We start from the raw sequence: 22,031 nt of genomic DNA on the forward strand, positions 1-22,031 counted from the left end.
TGGTAGCGCCGGGCCGTGCCCGGCGGGAGTGTTCGAATCGAAAAGAATCAGCGCCCGGCAACAGCGGCCATGATCGCCTTCTGCACATGCAGGCGATTCTCGGCCTCGTTGATGGCGATGCAGTGCGGCGAATCCATCACGCCGTCGGTCGCCTTCACGTTGCGGCGCAGCGGCAGGCAGTGGCTGAACACACCGTTGTTGGTCAGCGCCATCTTCCGCTCGTCGACGATGAAGTGCTTGAACTGGTCGCGGATCGGCTTCTCCGGCTCCCAGTTGCCGAAGAACGGCAGCGCGCCCCAGCTCTTGGCGTAGACCACGTCGGCACCGGCATAGGCGCTGTCGATGTCATGGCTGATCTTCAGCGAACCGCCGCTCTCGGCCACGTTCTGCTCGGCCCAGCCCATGTAGCGCTCGTCGAGGATGTAGTCGGCAGTCGGGCACAGCAGCGTCACGTCCATGCCCATGCGGGTGGCGATGGTCAGCGCCGAATTGGCCACTGCGGTGTTCAGCGGCTTGGGGTGGTAGGTCCAAGTCAGCACGTACTTCTTGCCGCGCAGGTCCTGGGTACCGAAATGTTCCTGCAGCGCCATCACGTGCGCCAGTTCCTGGCACGGATGGGTGATGGTCTCCATGTTGATCACCGGCACCGGCGAGTACCTGGCGAAACTCTCGAGCACGACGTCCTGGCGGTCGTAGGCCCAGTCGACGAACTTCGGGAACGCCCGCACGGCGATGATGTCGCAGTAACGGCCGAGTACCTTGGCCACTTCAGCGATGTGCTCTTCGGTATCGCCGTCCATTACCGTGCCGAGGTTGAACTCGATCGGCCATGCATCCTTGCCCGGCTGCAGCACCACTGCGTGGGCACCGAGCTGGAACGCGCCCAGCTCGAAACTGGTGCGGGTGCGCATGGAGGGGTTGAAGAACACCAGCGCGATCGACTTGCCCTTGAGCTGGTCGCCGAGCTTGTTGCGCTTGAACAGCGCAGCCTGGGTCAGCAGCGCGTCAAGTTCGCTGCGGCTCCAGTCCTGGGTGTTCAGGAAGTGCTTGGGGGACATCATCATTCCTTGCATGAGCGGCGCCGGTGGCCGACGCGGTGGAAGGTGGAAGGGAAAACCGGGAACCAAGGTGATACGAAAAGGTTGCAGATGAAGCTTTCAGAACGCGGAAACGAAAAAACCCAGCCGGCGGGCTGGGTTTTTTTCGGACGAACAGCAGAAAGCTCCGGATTACCCAGCGAGAATGTGGGGTTCCGGTCGACGGGCACGCGACGTCATGCCAGTGGCCTGGCGGGCGGCGCTGCTGTCGTGCTGGAAGTCGGTGAGCTTCATTGGTCGGCAATCTTTACATGCGGCCGGGGCCGGCGCAAGAGGCCGCCGTCGCAGAATCAGGGGGTGCCAGCAGCAGCCTGCTCGGGGCCTACCCACGGGGTGATCGAAACCCGGATCTTCAGCCGGTTGCCCGGGTCTTCCGGCAGCCGTGAACGGTACTTGGTGCCCTTGTAGACATAGTCCACGTCGTAGGCGATGGGGCGGCGGAACTCACGCCCGACAGGCACGATACGACAATCCCGGGTCAGCATCGGACCGGTATTGGCCGGCGCCGGGGCGGGGGCTTCCGCCGGAAGCTCTTCCAGCCCCTCCTCGTCGCTGCGCTTGAACATCGAGCGAACCGAATCCCACAGGCGGCCGATGCGGCCCTTGTCCTCGACCGGCTCCTCGCCGGTGACGTTGACCGGGGCCAGGGTGCGGGTCGAGACCGGCTCGCAGTGCTCCTCGGTACGGGTCGCCCGCAGAGTCTGGAACACCGGCTCCACGTTGAGCACCTGGGCGTAGTCGAACTTCACGTTCTCCACGATCACCACCCGGTTGCGGGGCTCGGCCTCCTGGGCCAGGACCACGGCGGGCAGCGCCGACAGGCAGGCCAGGGTCAGCAACGCGGTGGTTTTCATTGGCGATGGGAGCAGGGACACGGCAATAGTGTAGGCAGTGGTGACCGCAAGGGGCTGAACATTACCCGTCCGCGTCGTTCCTGCCCACCCCACCCCGGCCGCCGGTGACGTCCACCGGTGGCAATGGTCCCCCCAAAGGGCCTCGACACGTTCTAAAATCACAGGCTTGTCCCCCAGTCACAGACCCATGACCCTGCGCCTGCACAACAACCTGACTCGCCAGCTCGAACCGTTCACCCCGCTCGACCCGGCCTGTCCGACCCTGTATGTGTGCGGCCCGACGGTCTACAACTACGTGCACATCGGCAACGCCCGTGGGCCGGTGGTGTTCGGGGTGCTGGCCGACCTGCTGCGGCGGCGCTTCGGTGCCCTGCGCTACGCCCGCAACATCACCGACGTGGACGACAAGATCAACACCGCCGCGCGCGAGCAGGGGGTGCCGATCAGCACCATCACCGACCGTTTCGCCGCGGCCTACCGTGAAGACATGGCCGCGCTGGGCGTGGTGCCGCCGGACATCGAACCGGAAGTGACCGCGCACATGGCGCAGATCATCACCATGATCGAGCAGCTGGTCAGCAGCGGGCATGCCTACGCCGCCGAGGGCCATGTGCTGTTCGCCGTCGGCAGTTTCGAGGGCTACGGCAAGCTGTCGCGCCGCGATCCGGACGAAATGCTGGCCGGCGCCCGTGTCGAGGTTGCTCCCTACAAGCGCGCGCCCGGCGACTTCGTACTGTGGAAGCCGTCCGGCGACGACCTGCCCGGCTGGGAATCGCCGTGGGGCCGCGGCCGTCCGGGCTGGCATATCGAATGCTCGGCGATGGCCGCCGCACACCTGGGCGAGACCATCGACATCCATGCCGGTGGCGTCGACCTGCAGTTCCCGCACCACGAAAACGAGATCGCGCAGAGCGAGTGCGCGCACGGCGGCAAGGTGTTCGCACGCTTCTGGCTGCACAACGGCATGCTCAACTTCGGCGGCGCCAAGATGAGCAAGTCGATCGGCAACATCGAGCGCGTCCACGACCTGGTGCGTAAACACGCCCCCGAGGCCCTGCGCCTGGCATTGCTGTCGGCCCACTACCGGCAGCCGCTGGACTGGTCCGACGCGCTGATCGAACAGTCCGGCCGCACCCTCGACCGCCTGTACGGCACCCTGCGCGAGCTGGCCGATGTGGCCGCCACGGCAGCGATCCCGGCAGACATCGAAGCGGCATTGGATGATGATCTCAATACGCCGCAGGCACTGGCCGAAGTGGCCCGTATCGCCGGCGAAGCGCGCCGCGCCACCGATCCCGGCGAACGCGCACGCCTGAAGAGCGAACTGCTCGGTGCCGGCCTCGCTCTCGGCCTGCTGCAGGCCGATCCGGCGCAATGGTTCGGCAACGCCGCTGGCGACAGCGACGACGACGCGCGCATCCAGGGCTTGATCGACGAACGCGCGGCGGCCAAGCAGGCGCGCGACTTCGCCCGTTCCGACGCCATCCGCGACCAGCTGGCCGCCGAAGGCATCGTGCTGGAAGACACTCCGCAGGGCGTGCGCTGGTCGCGCAAGCGCGGCTGACCTGCCCTGCCCCGTGGCCGGCCCCACCGGCCACGCCCCCACTGTAGAGACTGTTGTGATCGACTCCCCGTTCCCGCTTGAACCCACCGCCGCCGAGGCACAGACGGCCATCGCCGAGGAATTCGGTTTCTTCGGTGACTGGTCCGAGCGCTACCAGTACCTGATCGACCTCGGCCGCAAGCTGCCCGCCTTCCCCGAAGAGTGGAAAACCGAAGAGCACCGTCTGCTCGGTTGCCAGTCGATGGTCTGGATCGTGCCGGAAGGCAATGCGCAATCGCTGCGCTTCCACGCCATCAGCGATTCGGCCATCGTCTCCGGCCTGATCTTCCTTGCGCTGCGCGTGTACTCCGGCCGCACCGCGCAGGAAATCCTGGCCACCGAACCCAGCTATATCCAGGATATCGGCCTGTCCCGCCACCTGTCGCCGACCCGCAGCAACGGCGTGGCGGCGATGCTGGCGTTCATCCGTGAGACCGCGCAGGCCCAGCTGCAGCGCGATCCATCGTGAACGAGCCTGCCACGGCCGAAGAGACCGCGCTGGGCCTGCTGTCCCGTCCCGGTTTCGCCCGGCTGCTGGCATACCGCATCTTCGCGATGCTGTCCTACCAGGTGGTCGCGGTCACCGTCGGCTGGCACATCTACGAAGTCACCCGCAATCCGTTCTCGCTGGGCCTGATCGGCCTTGCCGAGGTGCTGCCGTTCTTCTGCGTGGCGCCGTTCGCCGGTTATCTGGTGGATCATCTGCCGCGCCGCAAGCTGGGCATGGTCGCCTGTTCCGGACTGATCGCCACCGCGCTGGTGCTGACCAGCGTGGCCAAGGGCTGGCTGCCGTTTGAAGGCGTATGGCCGATCTATGCGGCCATCGCCCTGACCGGCATGGTCCGCGCCTTCCTGTCGCCGATCTACAACGCCCTGTTCGCCCGCGTGTTGCCACGTGAACATTTCGCCCGTGGCGCCGGCCTGGGCGCCGTGGTGTTCCAGACCGGCATGATCGCCGGCCCGGCACTGGGTGGCGTGCTGGTCGGCTTCGGTGGCAAGGGTCTGTCCTATGCGGTGGCCACGGCCTTCGCGCTGGTGGCGATGGGCTGCCTGGCCACCCTGAAAGTTGAAGAGCCGGTACATGCCGGCCCCGCCGCCCCGATCTTCAAGAGCATTGCCGAAGGCGCGCGCTTCGTGGTCGGCAACCGGATCATGGTCGGCGCCATGGCGCTGGACATGTTCTCGGTGCTGCTGGGCGGCGTGGTGGCGATGCTGCCGGCGTTCCTGCACGAGATCCTGCACCACGGCCCGGAGGGCCTGGGCATCCTGCGCGCGGCCCCGGCAGTGGGTTCGGTGTGCGTCGGCCTGTGGCTGGCGCGCCACCCCCTGCACCGCAACGCCGGCCGCGTGCTGCTGTTCGCAGTGGCTGGCTTCGGCCTGTGCGTGATCGGCTTCGGCCTGTCCCAGCACTTCTGGCTGTCGGCATTGATCCTGCTGTTCTACGGCGCCTTCGACGGTGTGTCGGTGGTGATCCGCTCCACCATCCTGCAGCTGGCCACGCCGGAAGAGATGCGCGGCCGGGTATCATCGATCAACGGCATCTTCATCAGCTCGTCCAACGAACTGGGCGCGTTCTATGCCGGCACGATGGCCAAGGTTCTGGGGCTGGTACCGGCGGTGGTGCTGGGCGGGTTCGCGGTGCTGAGCGTGGCCGGGGTCACTGCATGGAAGAACCCGGCGCTGCGCAAATTGAATCTGCGCGATCTGCAGTGATCCCGCGGAGAGCAGGTTCGGCGGCGTGGGGCGTTTGATTGCCCCGTCACTCTTCCTCGATGCGGTGCTCGGCTCGCTACAAGGCGGACCCAACAGCGGCGGAGCATACGCATGGCCGCTCCTGGTAGAGCCAAGCCATGCTTGGCTGTTCTTGCTCTTCCCTCCACCCTCCGGCTTCGGCCTGAGCCGAGCGAGGGCTCGGCTCTACAGCGGCCGCACTTGGCAACCGTCTGGAGCGGGCGGGTCACGAAACAACCAAGGCGCTGCTCTACACAGCCAACCCGAACCCAACAAAAAACCCGGCCGAAGCCGGGCTTTTCGCATGACATCACAACGAACCGGAATCAGTCGCCCTGCTGCTTCTGCAGGTGCTCCCAACGCTCCTGGGCGTCGATGGTGCGCTCGGCGGTCAGGCGCGCTTCGAGGCGCTCCAGGCCGATTTCTTCACCGGTGTCCACGCAGTACCCGTAATCGCCCGCTTCCAGACGCTTGAGGGTGCTGTCGATCTTGCCGATCAGCTTGCGGTAACGGTCACGGGTGCGCAGTTCCAGCGAGTTCTCGGTTTCGCGGGTCGCGCGCTCGGCTTCATCGCCGATGTCACGCACTTCCTCACGCAGGTTCTCGATGGTCTGCTTGGACTCTTCCACCAGGTCGGCGCGCCAGTTCTGCAGGCGCTGGCGGAAGTACTCCTGCTGCAGCGGGCTCATGTACTCCTCGTCCGAGGCCGGCTTGTAGCCTGCGGGCAGGATCGGGCGGCCAGTGGCCTCGTCAGTCTTGTATTCGACGACCTTGTACTTGCTGCGCGGCGCAGGTGCCGACGAACGGGCGGCGACGGCCACGGCGACCTTGCCCACGGGGCGGGTCACGGTCTTCGGAGCGGAATCGGATTTCACGGCGGTTTTAGCAGGCGATTTCGAAACGGGCACGGGATTCTTGGATTGCGGGGCGGTCGATGCTGCAGAAGCGGCGGCCGGGGCCGGCTTGGGGGCCGGTTTGGCTGCTGCCACTGCCGCGGTCTTGGCCGGGACAGACTTGGCCGGGGCCGGCTTCGCAGCTGGCTTCGGTGCGGACTTCACTACAGGGGCCGGCGTCGGCTTCGCAGCCGGCGCGGCGACATTCTTGGCAGTCTTGGCGGCAGATGCCGGCTTGGCAGGCGCCACCTTCTTTGCTGCCGGCTTCGCAGCAGGGGCGGCGGCAACCTTCTTCACCACCGCCTTCGGCGCCGGCTTGGCTGCTGCCTTCTTCGGTGCCGGCTTGGCAGCGGCCTTCTTCACCGGCGCAGCCTTGCTGGCAACCTTCTTCACCGCCGGCGCCTTCTTGCTGGCAGCGACAGGTTTGGCCTTGATCGGCGCAGCGGGTTTCTTCGCCACTGCCGGCTTGCCGGACTTGGCCGGCGCTTTCTTTGCGGTGGCCTTCCTGGCCGCCGGTTGTGAGGATGCCGCCTTGGTCACCGGCTTGCTGGCCGGCTTCTTGGCAACGGGCTTGGCCGCCAACGTCTTCACAACAGGCTTGGCGGTTTTCTTGGCGGCCTTGACGGCCTTCTTTGCAGTTTTTTTAGCAGCCACGAAACGCTCTTCCTTGGATTCCCCGGGGCCCGGGAAAGCGGGCCTTTATAGCCTACCCGACCCGCAGCAGCAACCTTGAGGGCCCGCTCCATTCAGTCCAGGAGTCAACGGGTCCAAGGCGCGGTCCGACGAACACGGACCGCCTTGCGCGGTACGGAACCTGTCCGGCACCTGGAGGGGTGCCGATAGCGGTCGCAGGCCATGTACGACATGCGACCAACGGCCCATCCTGCACAAATGCGGCCTTCATGCCAACTGGCTTAAGATGACTGAGTGATCTCGCGCCTGCTCATCGCCCTGCTGCGCTTCTACAAGCGCTTCATCAGCCCGCTGCTGGGGCCTCGCTGCCGTTTCGTGCCGAGCTGCTCTGAATACGCCATGGACGCCATCTCCCGGCACGGCCCGCTGCGCGGCAGCTGGCTGGCGGCGCGACGGCTGGGCCGCTGCCATCCGTTCCATCCCGGCGGCTTCGATCCAGTGCCCGAATCTCCCAACGCCCCTTCTTGCCGTTGCACAGGAAAACACTGACATGTCCTCCACGCTCATCACCAACGCCCGCCTGGTCAACGAAGGCCACACCTTCGAAGGCGACCTGCGCATCGAGAACGACCGCATCGCGCAGATCGGCAAGGGGTTGACCCCGCGTGATGGCGAACAGGTGGTGGATGCGGCCGGTCGCTGGCTGCTGCCCGGGATGATCGACGACCAGGTGCACTTCCGCGAACCGGGCCTGACCCACAAGGGCGACATCGCCAGCGAATCGGCCGCGGCCGTGGCCGGTGGCCTGACCAGCTTCATGGACATGCCCAACACCAACCCGCCGACGCTCGACTCGACCATTCTTGAAGCCAAGTACGAGCTGGCGCGCGGCCGTGCCTGGGCCAACTACGGTTTTTACCACGGTGCCAGCAACGACAACCTGGACGCCATCCGCGCGCTCGACCCGAAGAAGGCGCCGGGCGTGAAGGTGTTCATGGGTGCATCCACCGGCAACATGCTGGTCGACAACCCGGAAACGCTGGACGCGATCTTCCGCGAGTGCCCCACCCCGATCATCACGCACTGCGAAGACACGCCGATGATCGATGCCAACCTGAATGCCTTCCAGGAAAAATACGGCGACGCACTGACCCCGGAGATGCACCCGGACATCCGTTCGCGCGAAGCCTGCATCAAGTCGACGCGGCTGGCCATGTCGCTGGCACGCAAGCACGGCACCCGCCTGCACGTGCTGCACATCTCCACCGCCGACGAACTGGCGCTGTTCGAGAAGGGCCCGCTGATCCGCGCCGACGGCAGCCGCAAGCAGATCACCGCCGAGACCTGCGTGCATTTCCTGCACTTTGCCCGCCCGGATTACGCCAGCAAGGGCAACCTGATCAAGTGCAATCCAGCGATCAAGGATGTGGCCGATCGCGAGGCGATCACCGCCGCGTTGGCTGACGACGTGCTGGACGTACTGGCCACCGACCACGCCCCTCATACCTGGGAAGAGAAGCAGAAGCCCTATGCGCAGGCGCCTTCCGGCCTGCCGCTGGTGCAGTACGCGCTGGTCGCCGCGCTGGAACGCGTGCACGAAGGCAAGCTGAGCCGCGAGCAGGTGGTGCAGAAATTCGCCCATGCTCCCGCCCAGCTGTTCGACGTGGAAGAGCGTGGCTTCCTGCGCGAAGGCTACTTCGCCGACCTGGTGCTGGTGGAAGACGTGCCGTTCATGGTCAAGCGCGAGGACGTGCTGTCCAAGTGCGGCTGGTCGCCGTTCGAAGGCACCACGTTCCAATCGCGCATCGCCTCCACCTGGGTCAACGGCCAGCTGGTGTGGGACGGCAGCAAGCTGGTGGGGCAGCCCGCCGGCCAGCGCATGACCTACGACCGCTGATGCGTTCGGCACTCATGTTCGGGGCGCTGCTGCTGGCGGCGCCCCTGTTCACCGCACCGTCGGCACAGGCGCAGGACGGCATCGGCGACCTGATCGACAGCCGCGTGGTGTTCCCGGCCATCGCGTCGCAGGGCGCGCTGGTGATCGGCAAGGTTCCCGCAGGCAGCAGCGTGCGCTACGCAGGCCGCGACCTGCGCGTGAGCAGCTACGGCAGCGTGGTGTTCGGCATCGGTCGCGATGAGAAGGGCCCGCTGCAGGTACAGATCCGCCGACCGGATGGCAGCAGCGAGACGGCCACCATCACCGTGACCCCGCGCGACTGGCCCACCGAACGGGTAAACGGTGTGCCGCCGAAGACGGTCAATCCGCCGCCGGCCATCGCCGAACGGATCAAGCGCGAACAGGCGCAGGTAACTGCGGCGCGTGCGCGCGACGACAACCGCACCGATTTCACCCAGACCTTCATCTGGCCGGTGCAGGGTCGCATCAGCGGCCGCTTCGGCAATGCGCGCGTGTACAACGGCCAGCCCGGTTCCGGTCACTCCGGCATGGACATCGCAGTGCCGACCGGCACTCCGGTGAAAGCACCGGCTGCCGGCGTGGTGACATTCGCGGGCCCCGATCTGTACCTGACCGGCGGCACCCTGCTGCTCGACCATGGCTTCGGCGTCAGTTCGAACTTCCTGCACCTGTCGCGCATCGACGTGAAGGTTGGCGATCGCGTCGAACAGGGCCAGGTGATCGCCGCCGTCGGCGCCACCGGCCGTGCCACCGGGCCGCACCTGCACTGGGGCATGAACTGGTTCGACACCCGCATCGACCCGCTGCTGGTGCTGGAACGCAAATAACGCGCGCAATGCGCTGTGGTGGGTGCCGACCTTGGTCGGCACAGTCTCACTGGTGGGTGCCGACCTTGGTCGGCACAATCTCACTGGTGGGTGCCGACCTTGGTCGGCACAATCTCACTGGTGGGTGCCGACCTTGGTCGGCACAATCTCACTGGTGGGTGCCGACCTTGGTCGGCACAATTCCTCAGAGCGTGCGGACCAAGGTCCGCACCCACCAGAAGCAGTCAGCAGGCCAATCGTTCAGCCGCGCGCGGCCCACCACACGCGCAGCAACGTGCGCACGGGCGTCGCTTCAATCGGCTTGCCGGCGGCCAGCGCGGCCAGGCGGGCACGCGCCAGGCTCGACCACACGCGGCGCGCACGCGGACCGGGCACACGGGTGCCCCACCCTTTCAGCAGCTGCTGCGCCCAACGCTGCGCAGCGTTGCCGGCATCCTCGTCCAGCAGGCTGCGCGGCACGCCGGCCACACCAGCGTCCTGCAGGCGCTGGGCCAGAGTCTGCAGCAGCACCGCACGGCCGGCGCCCTTGCGCGGCGTCTCGGCAAACACCACCGCCTCCACCGCCGCCACTGCTTCGGCATAGTTGTCCAGTGCGCGTTCGGCAGCGGCAGCGTCCAGCGCTACGGTGCGCGCCTCGACCAGATCCGGCAGCGCCTCGGCCAGCTGCACCCATGGTGCCCGCACCGGCTCCAGCACGCGTCCCAGCGGATGCCGCGAACGCTGCGCGGCCCAGCTGCGCAGTTCCTCGCCCCACCAGGCCAGCTTGGCGTCTGCCGGCAGCGGGTCGCCACTGGTGTTGAGCATGTCGTCGAATTCCTGCAGCAGCGCGAACCACGCCAGCGCCACAGGGCGCTGCGGTTCGGCCACGAACGGCTCAGCCACCGACCATTCCGGCCAGCGGCTGCGCCACTTGTCGAGGAAACTGTCCAGCGCGGTACTGCTCACTACGTTGTTCCTTACGGCTGGGCCGGGGTCGCCGGCCGGGTCGGCCAGAGGCTGGCCAGTTGCAGGAATTCGGCGCTCTCGACCAGCACATCGGCCTGCCAGGCCAGCGGATCGTCGCTGTGCAGGCGGTAGCCCCACAGCGCCGCCACCGACGGCATGCCGGCGGCACGCGCGGCAATGATGTCGCGCTCATCGTCGCCGACATACACGCAGTCTTCCGCTGCGATGCCGATAAGCTGCGCGGCGTGCAGCAGCGGCAACGGATGCGGCTTGCGCTCGGCCAGGGTGTCACCGCCGACCAGCACCGCGCAGCGCTGCTGCCAGCCGTACTGCGGCACGATCAGCCGCGCCAGGTACTCGGGCTTGTTGGTGACGATGCCCCACACCGTGCCGGCCGCGTCCAGCGCATCGAGCATGCCGGCGACGCCGTCGAACAAGACGGCGTGCTGGCCGATCGAGGCTTCGTAGCGCTGCAGGAATTCCGGAATCAGCGCATCGCGCTCGGCCGCTTCCAGTTCTGGAAACGCGGCCGACACCATCGCCCGTGAGCCCTTGGACACCACCGGCCGCAACTGCGCCGGATCGATCGGTGCGCGGCCACGCTCGGCCAGCATCGTATCGAGGGTGGCGACGAAGTCCGGCGCACTGTCCAGCAGCGTGCCGTCCAGGTCGAACAGCACCGCACGCGGAAATGCTGCGGCGGTCACGGCGCCTTGACCGCGTGGGCCAGGTAGTTGATGTCGGTGCGGCTGCTCAGGCGGGCGCGGTTGCGCCACGGTTCGTAGGCCATGCCGCTGACATCAGCCAGCTGCAGGTCGGCCTCGCGCAGCCAGCGCGCCAGCTCGGCCGGCTTGATGAATTCCTGGTAGTGGTGGGTGCCCTTGGGCAGCAGCCGTGCCACGTACTCGGCACCGACGATGGCCACTGCAAAGGCCGCAGCCGTGCGGTTGATGGTGGACAGGAACAGATGGCCGCCCGGCTTCAGCAGGCGCTTGCAGGCCTCGATGATCGCGCCCGGATCGGGCACGTGCTCGAGCATTTCCATGCAGGTCACCACGTCGAAGCTGGCCGGCTGTTCGGCGGCAAGGTCTTCGGCGGCCTGCACCCGGTAGTCGACGCCGACACCACTTTCCAGTGCGTGCAGGCGCGCGACCTTGACCAGCTCCGGCGCCAGGTCGATCGCGGTCACCTCGGCACCGGCCTGGGCCAGCGCTTCACTCAGCAGCCCGCCACCACAACCGATGTCGAGCACGCGCGCACCGCGCAGCGGCGCGCGGTCGGCAACGTACTGCAGGCGCACCGGATTCAGTGCGTGCAGCGGCTTCTGCGGGCCATCGGCGTCCCACCAGCGGTTGGCCAGCGCGGCGAACTTGTCCAGCTCGGCCTGATCGAAATTGGAAGAAGCGTGGGGGGCAGTCATGACGGTTGTCCTTGCGGCGCCTGTTCTCAGGCGCGGATATGACGGATGCGCTCGCGCCACTGGCGCGCGTTGGCGATGATGCCCGGCAGGTCCATGCCGACCAGCTCACGCTGCACCAGCTTGGGCTTGCCGGCGATCCAGACGTCGCTGACCTGCTGGCGACCGGTGGCGTACACCAGCTGCGACAGCACGTTGTGCAGCGGCTGGGTCTCCAGCGCGGACAGGTCGACGCAGACCAGATCGGCTTGTTTGCCGACCTCGATCGAGCCGATGCGCTCACCGAAGCCCAGCGCGCGGGCGCCACCCAGCGTGGACGCGCGCAATGTGGTCGCCGCGTCCAGCGCGGTGGCATCGTCGGCCACGGCCTTGGCCAGGATCGCCGCGGTGCGGTTCTCGCTGAACATGTCCAGGTCGTTGTTGCTCGCGCAGCCGTCGGTACCGATGGCCAGGTTCACGCCGGCGCGCTGCAGGGAGCAGGCCGGGCAGAAACCGGAGGCCAGTTTCAGGTTCGATTCCGGGCAATGCACCACGCTGACGCCACGCTCGGCGCACAGGTGGATCTCCGCCTCGGTCAGCTGGGTCATGTGCACCGCGATCAGGCGGTCGTTGACCAGGCCGAGGCGATCCAGCCGCGCCAGCGGACGCTGGCCGTGCAGCTTGATCGAATCGGTGATTTCCTGCGCGGTTTCATGGGTATGCAGATGCACCTGCATGTCCAGCTGGTCGGACAGCATCCGCACCCGCTCGAAATTGGCATCGTTCACCGTGTACGGCGCATGCGGGGCGAACGCGGTGCCGATCAGCGGGTCGGTGCGCCACTGGTCATGCAGTTCACCGGCCTTGGCGAAGTACTCGTCGTCGGTCTTGGCCCAGGCGGTGGGGAAATCGATGATCACCGCGCCGACCAGCGCGCGGAAGCCGTGCTTCTTGTAGACGGCGGCCTGCACGTCACCGAAGAAATAGTTCTCGTTGGCGCAGGTGGTGCCGCCACGCAGCATCTCGGCGATGGCCAGGGTGGTGCCGTCGGCGACGAACTCGGGGCCGATCACCGCCGCTTCCACCGGCCAGATGTGCTGCTGCAGCCAGGTCATCAGCGGCAGGTCGTCGGCGACGCCGCGCAGCAGGGTCATCGGGTTGTGCGTATGTGCGTTGACCAGGCCCGGCATCAGCGCGGCCTCGGGACGGCTGACCACCTGGCTGGCGCGGAAACGCGCACGCGCTTCGGCACGCGGCAGGATGGCCACGATCTCGCTGCCACGCACGGCGACGGCATGGTCTTCCAGCACCACCGCATGCGGCTCGATCGGAACGACATAACCGGCTTCGATCAGCAGATCGCAGGCTTCGGGGAGGTGCGGGCTATCGCTCATGCGGGCTCACTGGCTATGGGGGAAGGACCGTACGTAGCCTTGGCTCCGACCTGGCGACTGATCACCGGTCAAACGGCTACCGCTGAGCTTCTGGAAGGCAAGCCCCTGAGTCAGGGGCGGCCGCGAAGCGGCGGGGTGTGGGTGCTGGTGAGTGGGGCCCACGATCCGCATGGCGGATCGTGGGAGCGCCAGCGCGAATGCGCCGGCGCCTACCCGGATTACTTGACGCGCGAGGAGTACTCGCCCGAACGGGTATCGACCTTGATGATTTCATCCTGGTTGACGAACAGCGGCACGCGCACCACGGCACCGGTTTCCAGGGTGGCCGGCTTGCCGCCACCGCCCGAGGTATCGCCACGGACGCCCGGGTCGGTCTCGGTGATCTTCAGTTCGACGAAGTTCGGCGGCTGCACGAAGATCGGCGAGCCATTGAACAGGGTGACGATGCAGGACTCTTCGCCCTTCAGCCACTTCTCGGCGCCGCCCATGCCGGCCTTGTCGGCCTGCACCTGCTCGAAGGTTTCCGGGTCCATGAAGTGCCAGTACTCGCCGTCGCTGTACATGTAGTCCATGTTGGTATCGACAACATCGGCCACTTCCACGTCGTCGGTCGCCTTCATGGTCATTTCGACCGTGCGGCCCGACTTGATGAAGCGATAGCGCACGCGGGTGAAGGCCTGGCCCTTGCCCGGCTTGATGAACTCGGTCTCGGAGATGACGGCCGGTTCATTGTTGACCAGGATCTTCATCCCGTTCTTGACATCGTTCATGCCCGCAGTGGCCATGCTCAAGCTCCTCAAATGGCGAAACCGCCGCGCGTGCGGCGAGCCGGATAGAATGGAAAGCCCACCGGAACCCCGGCGGGCAACTGTTTATGTGTCCATGATAACCGCAGGCCCCCTCTCCATGCAGCTTTCCGCCTTCCCCCGGACCCAGTCGCCAGGCGCGCCCGCGCGCTGGCAGCAGCTGTGGCGGCAGGCCCTGCGCGACCCGCAGACGCTGCTGGCCCGGCTGGATCTGGATGCCGCGGCGCTGGGTGTATCCGAGGCCGCCATCGCCCAGTTCGCACTGCGCGTGCCGGAGGGTTTCGTCGCGCGCATGCGCCGTGGTGATGCCCACGACCCGCTGCTGCGGCAGGTGCTGCCGATCGACGCGGAGATGCGCCCGGCCCCCGGGTTCAGCTTCGACGCGGTGGGCGACGGCGCAGCAAAGAAGGCCACCGGGGTCATCCAGAAGTACCGTGGCCGCGCCCTGCTGGTGGCCACCGGCAGCTGCGCGATCAACTGCCGCTACTGTTTCCGCCGGCATTTCGACTATGGCGCCGAAAACGCCGCCAAGGGGGGATGGCAGGAGGCGGTGGAGGCCATCGCTGCAGACCCGGACATCGATGAGGTGATCCTGTCCGGCGGTGACCCGCTGTCGCTGGCCACCCACAAGCTGGCCGAGCTGACCGATGCACTGCGCGGCATCGCGCATATCCGCCGGCTGCGCATCCACACGCGCCTGCCGATCGTGCTGCCAGAGCGGGTCGATGACGAGCTGCTGGCTTGGCTGGGCGACCTGCCATGGCCGCTGGCGATCGTGGTCCACGCCAACCACGCCAATGAATTCGACGCCAGCGTCGATACCGCGATGGCCCGCCTGCGCGGCGTCGGCGCCCAGCTGCTGAACCAGGCGGTGCTGCTGCGTGGGGTCAACGACAGCGTGCAGGCCCTGCAGGACCTGAGCGAGCGCAGCTTCGCCGCCGGCGTGCTGCCCTATTACCTGCACCAGTTGGATCGGGTCGAGGGCGTGGCCCACTTCGAAGTGGACGACATCCAGGCCAAGGCCCTGATTGCCGGCCTCACTGCCCGGCTGTCCGGCTACCTGGTACCCAAACTGGTCCGCGAACTGCCCGGCGACCCGAGCAAGCGCCCCGTGTAACAGTAGATCCACGCCATGCGTGGATGGGGGGCCCGGTAGATCCACGCCATGCGTGGATGGGCATTCCTGGCAGAAGCATCCACGCATGGCGTGGATCTACTGTCACACGCCCGCCTCGATCATCCGCACCACCTCGGTGGCAGTGACCGGGTGGCTCAACCGATAGCCCTGGCCCAGATCGCAGCCACGCTGGACCAGCAGCTCGAACTGCGCCTCCTGTTCGATACCTTCGGCCACCACCGTGATGCCCAGTGCATGGGCCATGGCGATGATCGCCGTGGTCAGGGCCAGATCGTCCGGATCGCGCTGCATGTCGGCGACGAAACTCTTGTCGATCTTGACCCCGTCCACCGGCACCTGCCGCAGGTGGCTGAGACCGGAGAAGCCGGTCCCGAAATCGTCCAGCCACACCTTCACCCCTGCGCGGTGCAGGCGGTCCAGCAGCTGCGCGGCCAACATCTCATCGCCGATCACCGCCGTCTCGGTCAGCTCCAGGTGCAGACGCGAGGCCGGCAGGCCCGACTCCTGCAGGCACTGCGCAACCAACGCCGGCAGCTCTCCGCCGCGCAACTGCCGTGGCGACACATTGACCGAGACGAACAGCTCGTCGCCGGCCACGCCGCTGGGCCACTGCACTGCTTCCATGCAGGCGGCACGCAGCACCTTCGGGCCGATGATCTCGATCAGGCCACTCTGCTCGGCCACCTCGATGAACACTGATGGCGGGATCGTGCCCAGCGTCGGGTGCTGCCAGCGCAGCAGCACTTCCACACCAACCATACGGCGGTCACGCATGCGGAAGATCGGCTGGTAGGCCAGCCGCAGCTCGCCGCGCTCCCAGGCGCCGCGCAGCTCCTGCTCCATGTGCACGCGGCGTTCGACAGCGTGATCCATGGCCCGGCTGTAGTAGCGATAGCAGTTCTTGCCCGCCATCTTCGCCTGGTACATCGCGATATCGCCGTTCTTCAGCAGCGTCGTCGCATCCGCAGCATCGTCAGGGAACAGGGTCACGCCGATCGAGGTGCCCAGGAACAGTTCCCTGCCCTGCACCACCAGCGGCTTGCCGAGCTCGCGTACCAGCACTTCGGCCAGCAACCGCGCATTGGCCGCGACATCGCCATCACCGACCAGGATCACGAATTCGTCGCCGCCGAACCGCGCCAGCAAGGCGTCATCGCCGCCGGCCTCGGTCACTGCACGGCCGATGCGCTGGGCGAACTGCAGCAGCGCCTCGTCGCCGGCCTCATGGCCCAGCGTATCGTTGACCCGCTTGAAATCATCGATATCGGCAAACAGCAGGCCCAACCGGTGATTGGACGCACGTGCGGCCATCAACCGGTGGTCCAGCGCCTCGCGGAACGCCAACCGGTTGGTGAGGCCGGTCAACGCGTCGGTGTAGGCCATGCGCCGCACTTCGCGGTCGTGGCGGGCAATCGCATCACGCATGCGGGCAAAGCCGCGCACCAGTTCACCCACCTCGTCATCGCGGGTGTTTTCCCGCAGCGGCGCCTGGTAGTCGCCGGCTTCGATGCGCCGGGCAGCCGCGGCCAGGTCGCGGATCGGCGCCACCAGCGTGCGCTGCACGTACAGGATCACCGCCACGCCGATCACCACCAGCAGGCCCAGCATCAGCAGCAGCCAGCCCAGATGCCGGCTTCCCATCTGCTGCAGCCGCTCGCCGAGGGTCGCATTGGCCGCCTGCTCACGCTGCAGCACTTCATCCAGGGCCATGCCGACGCGGACACCACCGATGCGCTGATTGCCCATCCTGATCGGCATAGCGTTGTCGAGCACCGTGGGCGATTGCTGCACCACCAGCGACTGGGCGGCAACCGCCCCGGCAGCCAGCGGATCGGTCATCGGCTGTCCGGATCCGGGCACCCCGGCCGAGCCGTCGTGGACCAGCCGCCCGCGGTCATCGAACACCAGTACGTAGCGCACCACCGGCTGCCGCGAAATGCTGCGCACCAGCGCCCCGACCTGGTCCAGGTCGTTGTTTCGGAGCGGACCGGCAAGCGCATCGGACAGCTCGCGCACCATGGCCTCGCCACGGCTGCGCACGCTGCGGTCGAACAGTTCGTGGATGACGCCGTTGCTGAGCGACCTCACCTCGCCCTGCATCGCCGCCTGCCGCCCCAGCAGCACGGCCAGGATCGCCACCACCACCAGCATCGCCCCGCCCATCGCAAGCAGGAACCGGGCCTGCATCCCCGAGCCGAGCAACTTCATTCCACTTCCATCCGCACGCGCGTCAACCCTTGTTTCAATCCATCCAGCCACGGCTGCGCATGCGCATCGACGCGGCGGAAACCGGAAGCCCCCAACACCTTCTCAAACGCACTCTGCACACGCCGATAGCAGACGACACGCGGCAACACGCCGGACGCGCGGCCGAATGCTGGCGGTGCCGGTCCGGCAACCGCACGGTCCACACTGCCGAACGCATGATCCTGCGTCATCGCGAGTCGCCCCTCTCCGCTGCCCAACGCCCCCATCGCCGACCCGGCGCAGCACGCGCCGTCCCGGCCAGCAGGGCCAAGGCCAGGCTCAGCAGTTCCCCCTGCATTGCCCTACGCAGACCCGACACAAGCATCATCCCCCAAGGGTATCCAGACAGACTACCCGAAAAATCGGGGCCGTCGTCAGCTGTCCGTGCCGTTCTTCTGGGCCAGGCGTGCCATGCGCTGGGTATCGGCCAGGATGCCGCGCAGCAGGCGCACTTCCTGCTCGCTGGGCTCGCTGCGCAGGAACAGGCGGCGCAGCTTGCGCATCGCCGAATCAGGCGCGCGCCCCTTGTGGAAATCGATCTCGTCCAGCGTCTCGCCCAACTGGGCGAAGAAGCTCTCCATCTGATCGTGGCTGGCAGCCTGCTCGCGGCTGTCCGGCCCGGTCGCGGCCACTGGCTGCGTGCCCAGCAGCTGCATGCGCACTTCATAGGCCAGCACCTGCACCGCGGCGGCCAGGTTGAGCGAGCTGAACTCGGGGTCGGACGGAATGTGCACTGCGGCATGGCACAGCTGCAGTTCCTCGTTGGTCAGGCCGGTACGCTCACGGCCGAACACCAGCGCCACCTCGGCGCCTTCGCTGGCCTTGGCCACTACGCGGGCGGCGGCATCCGCCGGCAGGAACTCCTCCAGCTGGACCCGGCGCGCACGTGCGGTGCAGCCCAGCACGAACCGGCAGTCGGCCACGGCTTCGGCCAGGGTGGCCACCACCGGTGCGTCGCCGAGCACGTCCTCGGCACCGGCCGAGCGCCGGAAGGCCTCCTCATCAAGCGGCTTCTCCGGCGCCACCAGGACCAGGCGGGCCAGGCCCATGGTCTTCAGGGCACGGGCGGCGGCGCCCATGTTGCCGGGGTGTTGGGTCCCGACCAGGACGAATCGGAGGCGGGTAGCGGCAGGAAACTGGGACATGAACAGGGAAAATGTCGAGCTGGGCGAAGACCAATGGTAAACTGTGCGGCCGGCCACTGCGCCGGACCCGCTCTTTTCCCCCGCCAGCCCTTCTCTTCTGCCCTTCCGGGAGCCCATGCCATGCAGAAACCCGCCGTAACCGTCATGGTCAAGGCCGCCCGCCTCGCCGGCAACGTCCTCTTGCGCAACATCAACAAGCTCGAGGCACTGAATGTAGTCCAGAAGGGCCGCATGGACTACGCCAGCGAAGTCGATGCGGACGCGGAAAAGGTGATCGTCAAGGAACTCAAGCGCGCTTACCCCGAGTACGGCATCTTCGGTGAAGAAGGTGGCGTGCAGAGCGAGCGTCGCCACATGTGGGTCATCGACCCGCTGGACGGCACCAGCAACTACCTGCGTGGCGTACCGCACTACTGCGTGTCGATCGCCCTGGTCGAGAACGGCGAGCCGACCGACGCGGTGATCTTCGACCCGCTGCGCAACGAGCTGTTCACTGCCAGCCGCGGCGCCGGCGCCGTGCTCAACGACCGCCGCATCCGCGTGGCCGACCGCAAGGATCTGGAAGGCACCATGATCCACACCGGTTTCGCCCCGCGCGAGCGTGCACGCGCCAGTGCGCAGCTGAAGTCGGTGGACGCCCTGCTGGTGCACGCCGAGGACATCCGCCGCTCGGGTTCGGCCGCGCTGGACCTGGCCTATGTGGCCTGTGGCCGCGCCGACGCCTACTTCGAGGCCGGCGTGAAGGCCTGGGACATCGCCGCCGGCGTGCTGCTGGTGCGCGAGGCCGGTGGCAAGGTCTGCGACTTCAAGGGCGCGACCCCGGCCCGCATGGACAACCGCGGCCCGGACACCCAGCAGATCGTGGCCGGCAACCTGAAGGTGGCCGAGTCGCTGCAGAAGGTGCTGGTCAACACCGGTTACGCTGCCGAGTTCGACGCGAAGTTCTGATTTTCTGCGTCAAGCGGTTCATGAAGACGGCACCTGCGAAGGTGCCGTTTTCGTATCCGCAGTGATCGTGCTTGTCACTTTCTTTGCTCGTGCAAAGAAAGTAACCAAAGAAACACGCCGCCAGTACGCAAGCCGGTGCTACGCACCGGTCCCCTGCGATGCTCGGCTCGCTGCAAGGCGGACCCAAGATCAAACGCCACAGCTGCACCCAGTAGATCCACGCCATGCGTGGATGCTCTTGCCGTTGATCTTGATCTTCCGGCCCGCCTTATAGCGAGCCGAGCACCGCAGGTCCGGCGAGGGCGAAGAGGCGCGGGTGTCTGAGCGTAGCGAGTTCCCGCGCCGTCCCTCGGCGGACCGAGAAGCGCAGGGTACCGGCGCGCAGCGACGGCTCGCGGCCGGCGGCGCGTTTCTTTTGGTTACTTTTCTTTTCGCGCGAAAAGAAAAGTGACACCCCTCCGCAGTCGCGGAAACGATCCGCCGGGCATGGCCCGGCGCTACCGACGCGTGGGCGCACAAACAAAAACGCCCGGCGCGAGGCCAGGCGTTCCTGCACTGCTCTACAAGCGGAGGCTTATGCCACCGTCGACGCCCGCAGCGCGGCAATGCGCTCTTCCAGCGGCGGGTGGCTCATGAACAGCTTCTTCGCCGTCGAACCGGCAATGCCGAACGCGGCGATCTGCGTCGGCAAGGTGCTCTGGCCGTGGTTGAGCTGCAGGCGCTCCAGCGCCGAGATCATCTTCTGGCGACCGGCCAGCGATGCACCGCCTGCATCGGCGCGGAACTCGCGATGGCGCGAGAACCACATCGCGATCATCGTGGCGAACAGGCCGAACACCATCTCCAGCACGAACACGATGATGTAGTAGGCAAAGCCACGGCCGCCACCTTCGCGGTTGCCGGACAGCGCGCTGTCGATCACGCCGCCGACCACGCGGGCCAGCACGATCACGAAGGTGTTCAGCACGCCCTGCAGCAGCGCCATGGTGATCATGTCACCGTTGGCAACGTGGGCGATCTCGTGGCCGAGCACGGCTTCGGCTTCGTCCTCGCTCATGTTGTGCAGCAGGCCGGTGGACACCGCCACCAGCGCGTTGTTGCGGTTCGCACCGGTAGCGAACGCGTTGATCTCCGGGCCGTCATACACCGCCACTTCCGGCATGCCGATACCGGCCGCCTTGGCCTGTCGTTCGACAGTGGCCAGCAGCCAGCGCTCGGTCTGGTTGCGCGGCTCGGTGATCACCACCGCACCGGTGGAGCGCTTGGCCATCCACTTGGACAGCAGCAGCGAGATGAGGGAGCCACCGAAACCGAAGATCGCGGCCATGACCAGCAGGCCACTCATCTGGTTCGAATTGACCCCCAGCAGCGACATCACGATGCTGGCGAGGATCAGGACCGCGAGATTGGTCGCCAGGAACAGGGCAATGCGGGTAAACATGGGAAATTCCGGCTTGGAAGGGTTGATATCCGTCAATTTGCGGTGCGGTCAGCTTGAATTCAAGCGCCAACCTGACCGACGATTCAGCCTGCATGACCTCCAACCTTCCCTGCGGCCGTTTCGCGCCCTCACCCACCGGCCTGCTGCATCCCGGCTCCCTGCTTGCCGCCTTCGGCAGCTGGCTGCTCGCACGCCAGCATGGCGGCCTGTGGCGGTTGCGCATCGAGGACGTCGACCCACCCCGCACGGTGGCCGGCGCGGCACAGGCGCAACTGCAGACCCTGGCCGCGTTCGGCCTTGCCCACGACGGGCCGGTGATCTGGCAAAGCGCGCGCGGCGACGCTTATCAGACTGCGCTGGACCGCCTGCTGGCCGATGGCCACGCGTTTGTCTGCCACTGCAGCCGCAGCGATCTGGCCGCCAATGGCGGCATCCATCACCACTGCGTTGCGCGGCAGCCACGAGCGGACCCGGCCGTCCGCTTCCGGGTACCTGCGGGCAGCGTGGTGCATTTCGAGGATGGCCTGCGCGGCCGGCAACAACAGGATGCCCATGCCGAGGTGGGCGACTTCGTACTGCGCCGCGCCGACGGCTGCTGGGCCTACCAGCTGGCAGTGGTTGTCGACGATGCCGCGCAGGGCGTGGACGAGGTCGTGCGCGGCGCCGACCTGCTCGATTCCACCGCCCGCCAGATCCTGCTGCAGCGGGCGCTGGGCCTGCCGACGCCGCGCTACTGGCACCTGCCGCTGCTACTGGATGCTCCGGGCCACAAACTGTCCAAGTCACTGGCCGCGCTGCCGGTGGAGGCCCGCGAGCCGGTACCGGTGCTGCGCCGGTTGTGGGAACTGCTGGGCCAGCCGAGCACCGCACTGGAAGGCATCGACGACCGCGATGCGCTGTTGGCCACCGCCCAGCGCAGCTTCGACCCCGGCCTGCTGCCACGCGCGGACATCCTGCTGCCGGCGGGCGCACTTTCCGCGCCGATGTTGCAGAATCCCCCTTCCCCCACCTGATA

General features: G+C 67.0%; 20 protein-coding genes and 1 pseudogene. 9 read left to right on the forward strand and 12 right to left on the reverse strand.

Annotated elements, in window-relative coordinates; all coding sequences use genetic code 11:
- Positions 1-47 precede the first annotated feature (47 nt).
- Both WKB25_RS10590 and WKB25_RS10595 read right to left on the reverse strand, forming a co-directional pair.
- On the reverse strand, positions 48-1,058 hold the full coding sequence (locus WKB25_RS10590; protein ID WP_340570477.1) for an N-acetylornithine carbamoyltransferase: 1,011 nt from the start codon (positions 1,056-1,058) through the stop codon (positions 48-50).
- Between the two features lie 329 nt (positions 1,059-1,387).
- A complete protein-coding gene (locus WKB25_RS10595) occupies positions 1,388-1,951 on the reverse strand; it encodes a hypothetical protein (RefSeq protein WP_340570478.1) in 564 nt (187 codons plus the stop codon).
- 187 nt (positions 1,952-2,138) lie between these two features.
- Between WKB25_RS10595 and cysS the strand changes: the two genes are divergently transcribed.
- The 3 genes from cysS to WKB25_RS10610 are packed head-to-tail and all read left to right on the forward strand — an operon-like array spanning position 2,139 to position 5,267.
- A complete protein-coding gene (cysS, locus tag WKB25_RS10600; protein WP_340570480.1) occupies positions 2,139-3,515 on the forward strand; it encodes a cysteine--tRNA ligase in 1,377 nt (458 codons plus the stop codon).
- Positions 3,516-3,570: 55 nt separating this feature from the next.
- Positions 3,571-4,023: a SufE family protein gene (locus WKB25_RS10605; RefSeq protein WP_312705929.1), complete on the forward strand. Its 453-nt coding sequence runs from the start codon at positions 3,571-3,573 to the stop codon at positions 4,021-4,023.
- A complete protein-coding gene (locus WKB25_RS10610; protein ID WP_340570483.1) occupies positions 4,020-5,267 on the forward strand; it encodes an MFS transporter in 1,248 nt (415 codons plus the stop codon). The genes WKB25_RS10605 and WKB25_RS10610 overlap by 4 nt, the downstream gene beginning before the upstream one ends.
- 344 nt (positions 5,268-5,611) lie before the next feature.
- Here WKB25_RS10610 and dksA read toward each other — a convergent pair whose 3' ends face one another.
- Entirely contained in the window at positions 5,612-6,832 is a 1,221-nt protein-coding gene (gene dksA / locus WKB25_RS10615; protein ID WP_340570486.1) for an RNA polymerase-binding protein DksA, read from the reverse strand.
- A gap of 273 nt (positions 6,833-7,105) precedes the next feature.
- Between dksA and yidD the strand changes: the two genes are divergently transcribed.
- The 3 genes from yidD to WKB25_RS10630 are packed head-to-tail and all read left to right on the forward strand — an operon-like array spanning position 7,106 to position 9,556.
- The gene (gene yidD, locus WKB25_RS10620; RefSeq protein WP_014037867.1) at positions 7,106-7,360 is read left to right on the forward strand and encodes a membrane protein insertion efficiency factor YidD; all 255 of its coding nucleotides are present in this window, start codon (positions 7,106-7,108) and stop codon (positions 7,358-7,360) included.
- A gap of 1 nt (position 7,361) precedes the next feature.
- Positions 7,362-8,708: a dihydroorotase gene (locus WKB25_RS10625; RefSeq protein WP_340570488.1), complete on the forward strand. Its 1,347-nt coding sequence runs from the start codon at positions 7,362-7,364 to the stop codon at positions 8,706-8,708.
- On the forward strand, positions 8,708-9,556 hold the full coding sequence (locus WKB25_RS10630) for a M23 family metallopeptidase (RefSeq protein WP_340570490.1): 849 nt from the start codon (positions 8,708-8,710) through the stop codon (positions 9,554-9,556). The genes WKB25_RS10625 and WKB25_RS10630 overlap by 1 nt, the downstream gene beginning before the upstream one ends.
- 240 nt (positions 9,557-9,796) lie before the next feature.
- On the opposite strand, the gene WKB25_RS10635 is transcribed toward WKB25_RS10630, so the two are convergent.
- From WKB25_RS10635 to efp, 5 genes are all read right to left on the reverse strand, one after another.
- Positions 9,797-10,501 (reverse strand): squalene/phytoene synthase family protein, encoded by a 705-nt coding sequence (locus tag WKB25_RS10635; protein ID WP_340570492.1) that lies wholly within the window; start codon positions 10,499-10,501, stop codon positions 9,797-9,799.
- Positions 10,502-10,512: 11 nt separating this feature from the next.
- Entirely contained in the window at positions 10,513-11,208 is a 696-nt protein-coding gene (locus WKB25_RS10640; RefSeq protein ID WP_340570494.1) for a phosphoglycolate phosphatase, read from the reverse strand.
- A complete protein-coding gene (gene ubiG, locus WKB25_RS10645) occupies positions 11,205-11,921 on the reverse strand; it encodes a bifunctional 2-polyprenyl-6-hydroxyphenol methylase/3-demethylubiquinol 3-O-methyltransferase UbiG (protein WP_340570496.1) in 717 nt (238 codons plus the stop codon). The genes WKB25_RS10640 and ubiG overlap by 4 nt, the downstream gene beginning before the upstream one ends.
- Positions 11,922-11,947: 26 nt before the next feature.
- Positions 11,948-13,291: a TRZ/ATZ family hydrolase gene (locus tag WKB25_RS10650; RefSeq protein ID WP_340570498.1), complete on the reverse strand. Its 1,344-nt coding sequence runs from the start codon at positions 13,289-13,291 to the stop codon at positions 11,948-11,950.
- 218 nt (positions 13,292-13,509) lie between these two features.
- Positions 13,510-14,076, reverse strand: coding sequence for an elongation factor P (gene efp, locus WKB25_RS10655; protein WP_006379771.1), 567 nt, complete (start codon positions 14,074-14,076; stop codon positions 13,510-13,512).
- Between the two features lie 97 nt (positions 14,077-14,173).
- On the opposite strand from efp, the gene epmB reads away from it, so the two are divergent.
- A complete protein-coding gene (epmB, locus tag WKB25_RS10660; protein WP_340570499.1) occupies positions 14,174-15,214 on the forward strand; it encodes an EF-P beta-lysylation protein EpmB in 1,041 nt (346 codons plus the stop codon).
- A 102-nt stretch (positions 15,215-15,316) separates the two neighbouring features.
- Here epmB and WKB25_RS10665 read toward each other — a convergent pair whose 3' ends face one another.
- The 3 genes and pseudogenes from WKB25_RS10665 to WKB25_RS10675 all read right to left on the reverse strand — a co-directional run bounded on the left by WKB25_RS10665 (position 15,317) and on the right by WKB25_RS10675 (position 18,627).
- Positions 15,317-17,443, reverse strand: a complete 2,127-nt coding sequence (locus tag WKB25_RS10665) for an EAL domain-containing protein (protein WP_340570501.1) — start codon at positions 17,441-17,443, stop codon at positions 15,317-15,319.
- Positions 17,440-17,535: pseudogene (locus WKB25_RS10670) on the reverse strand (metal-binding protein); the annotation flags it as partial. The pseudogene WKB25_RS10670 and the gene WKB25_RS10665, both read right to left, overlap by 4 nt.
- A gap of 321 nt (positions 17,536-17,856) precedes the next feature.
- Positions 17,857-18,627, reverse strand: a complete 771-nt coding sequence (locus WKB25_RS10675) for an RNA methyltransferase (RefSeq protein WP_340570503.1) — start codon at positions 18,625-18,627, stop codon at positions 17,857-17,859.
- A 120-nt stretch (positions 18,628-18,747) separates the two neighbouring features.
- Here WKB25_RS10675 and WKB25_RS10680 point away from each other — a divergent pair, with 120 nt between their 5' ends.
- Positions 18,748-19,575, forward strand: coding sequence for an inositol monophosphatase family protein (locus tag WKB25_RS10680; protein ID WP_089236240.1), 828 nt, complete (start codon positions 18,748-18,750; stop codon positions 19,573-19,575).
- A gap of 574 nt (positions 19,576-20,149) precedes the next feature.
- Here the strand turns inward: WKB25_RS10680 and htpX are convergent.
- A complete protein-coding gene (gene htpX / locus WKB25_RS10685; protein WP_340570505.1) occupies positions 20,150-21,016 on the reverse strand; it encodes a protease HtpX in 867 nt (288 codons plus the stop codon).
- Between the two features lie 92 nt (positions 21,017-21,108).
- Here htpX and gluQRS point away from each other — a divergent pair, with 92 nt between their 5' ends.
- A complete protein-coding gene (gene gluQRS, locus WKB25_RS10690) occupies positions 21,109-22,029 on the forward strand; it encodes a tRNA glutamyl-Q(34) synthetase GluQRS (protein ID WP_340570507.1) in 921 nt (306 codons plus the stop codon).
- Positions 22,030-22,031 lie beyond the last annotated feature (2 nt).

Source organism: Stenotrophomonas sp. G106K1 (assembly GCF_037969685.1).
In the GTDB taxonomy this organism is placed as follows: Bacteria; Pseudomonadota; Gammaproteobacteria; order Xanthomonadales; family Xanthomonadaceae; genus Stenotrophomonas; species Stenotrophomonas lactitubi.

What these genes read in the sequence shown, in the direction of transcription:
- WKB25_RS10590 (WP_340570477.1), bottom strand. Translation starts at nt 1,058, where the DNA reads ATGTCCCCCAAGCACTTCCTGAACACCCAGGACTGGAGCCGCAGCGAA.
- WKB25_RS10595 (WP_340570478.1), bottom strand. Translation starts at nt 1,951, where the DNA reads ATGAAAACCACCGCGTTGCTGACCCTGGCCTGCCTGTCGGCGCTGCCC.
- cysS (WP_340570480.1), top strand. Translation starts at nt 2,139, where the DNA reads ATGACCCTGCGCCTGCACAACAACCTGACTCGCCAGCTCGAACCGTTC.
- WKB25_RS10625 (WP_340570488.1), top strand. Translation starts at nt 7,362, where the DNA reads ATGTCCTCCACGCTCATCACCAACGCCCGCCTGGTCAACGAAGGCCAC.
- WKB25_RS10630 (WP_340570490.1), top strand. Translation starts at nt 8,708, where the DNA reads ATGCGTTCGGCACTCATGTTCGGGGCGCTGCTGCTGGCGGCGCCCCTG.
- ubiG (WP_340570496.1), bottom strand. Translation starts at nt 11,921, where the DNA reads ATGACTGCCCCCCACGCTTCTTCCAATTTCGATCAGGCCGAGCTGGAC.
- WKB25_RS10650 (WP_340570498.1), bottom strand. Translation starts at nt 13,291, where the DNA reads ATGAGCGATAGCCCGCACCTCCCCGAAGCCTGCGATCTGCTGATCGAA.
- efp (WP_006379771.1), bottom strand. Translation starts at nt 14,076, where the DNA reads ATGGCCACTGCGGGCATGAACGATGTCAAGAACGGGATGAAGATCCTG.
- epmB (WP_340570499.1), top strand. Translation starts at nt 14,174, where the DNA reads ATGATAACCGCAGGCCCCCTCTCCATGCAGCTTTCCGCCTTCCCCCGG.
- WKB25_RS10665 (WP_340570501.1), bottom strand. Translation starts at nt 17,443, where the DNA reads ATGAAGTTGCTCGGCTCGGGGATGCAGGCCCGGTTCCTGCTTGCGATG.
- WKB25_RS10675 (WP_340570503.1), bottom strand. Translation starts at nt 18,627, where the DNA reads ATGTCCCAGTTTCCTGCCGCTACCCGCCTCCGATTCGTCCTGGTCGGG.
- WKB25_RS10680 (WP_089236240.1), top strand. Translation starts at nt 18,748, where the DNA reads ATGCAGAAACCCGCCGTAACCGTCATGGTCAAGGCCGCCCGCCTCGCC.
- htpX (WP_340570505.1), bottom strand. Translation starts at nt 21,016, where the DNA reads ATGTTTACCCGCATTGCCCTGTTCCTGGCGACCAATCTCGCGGTCCTG.
- gluQRS (WP_340570507.1), top strand. Translation starts at nt 21,109, where the DNA reads ATGACCTCCAACCTTCCCTGCGGCCGTTTCGCGCCCTCACCCACCGGC.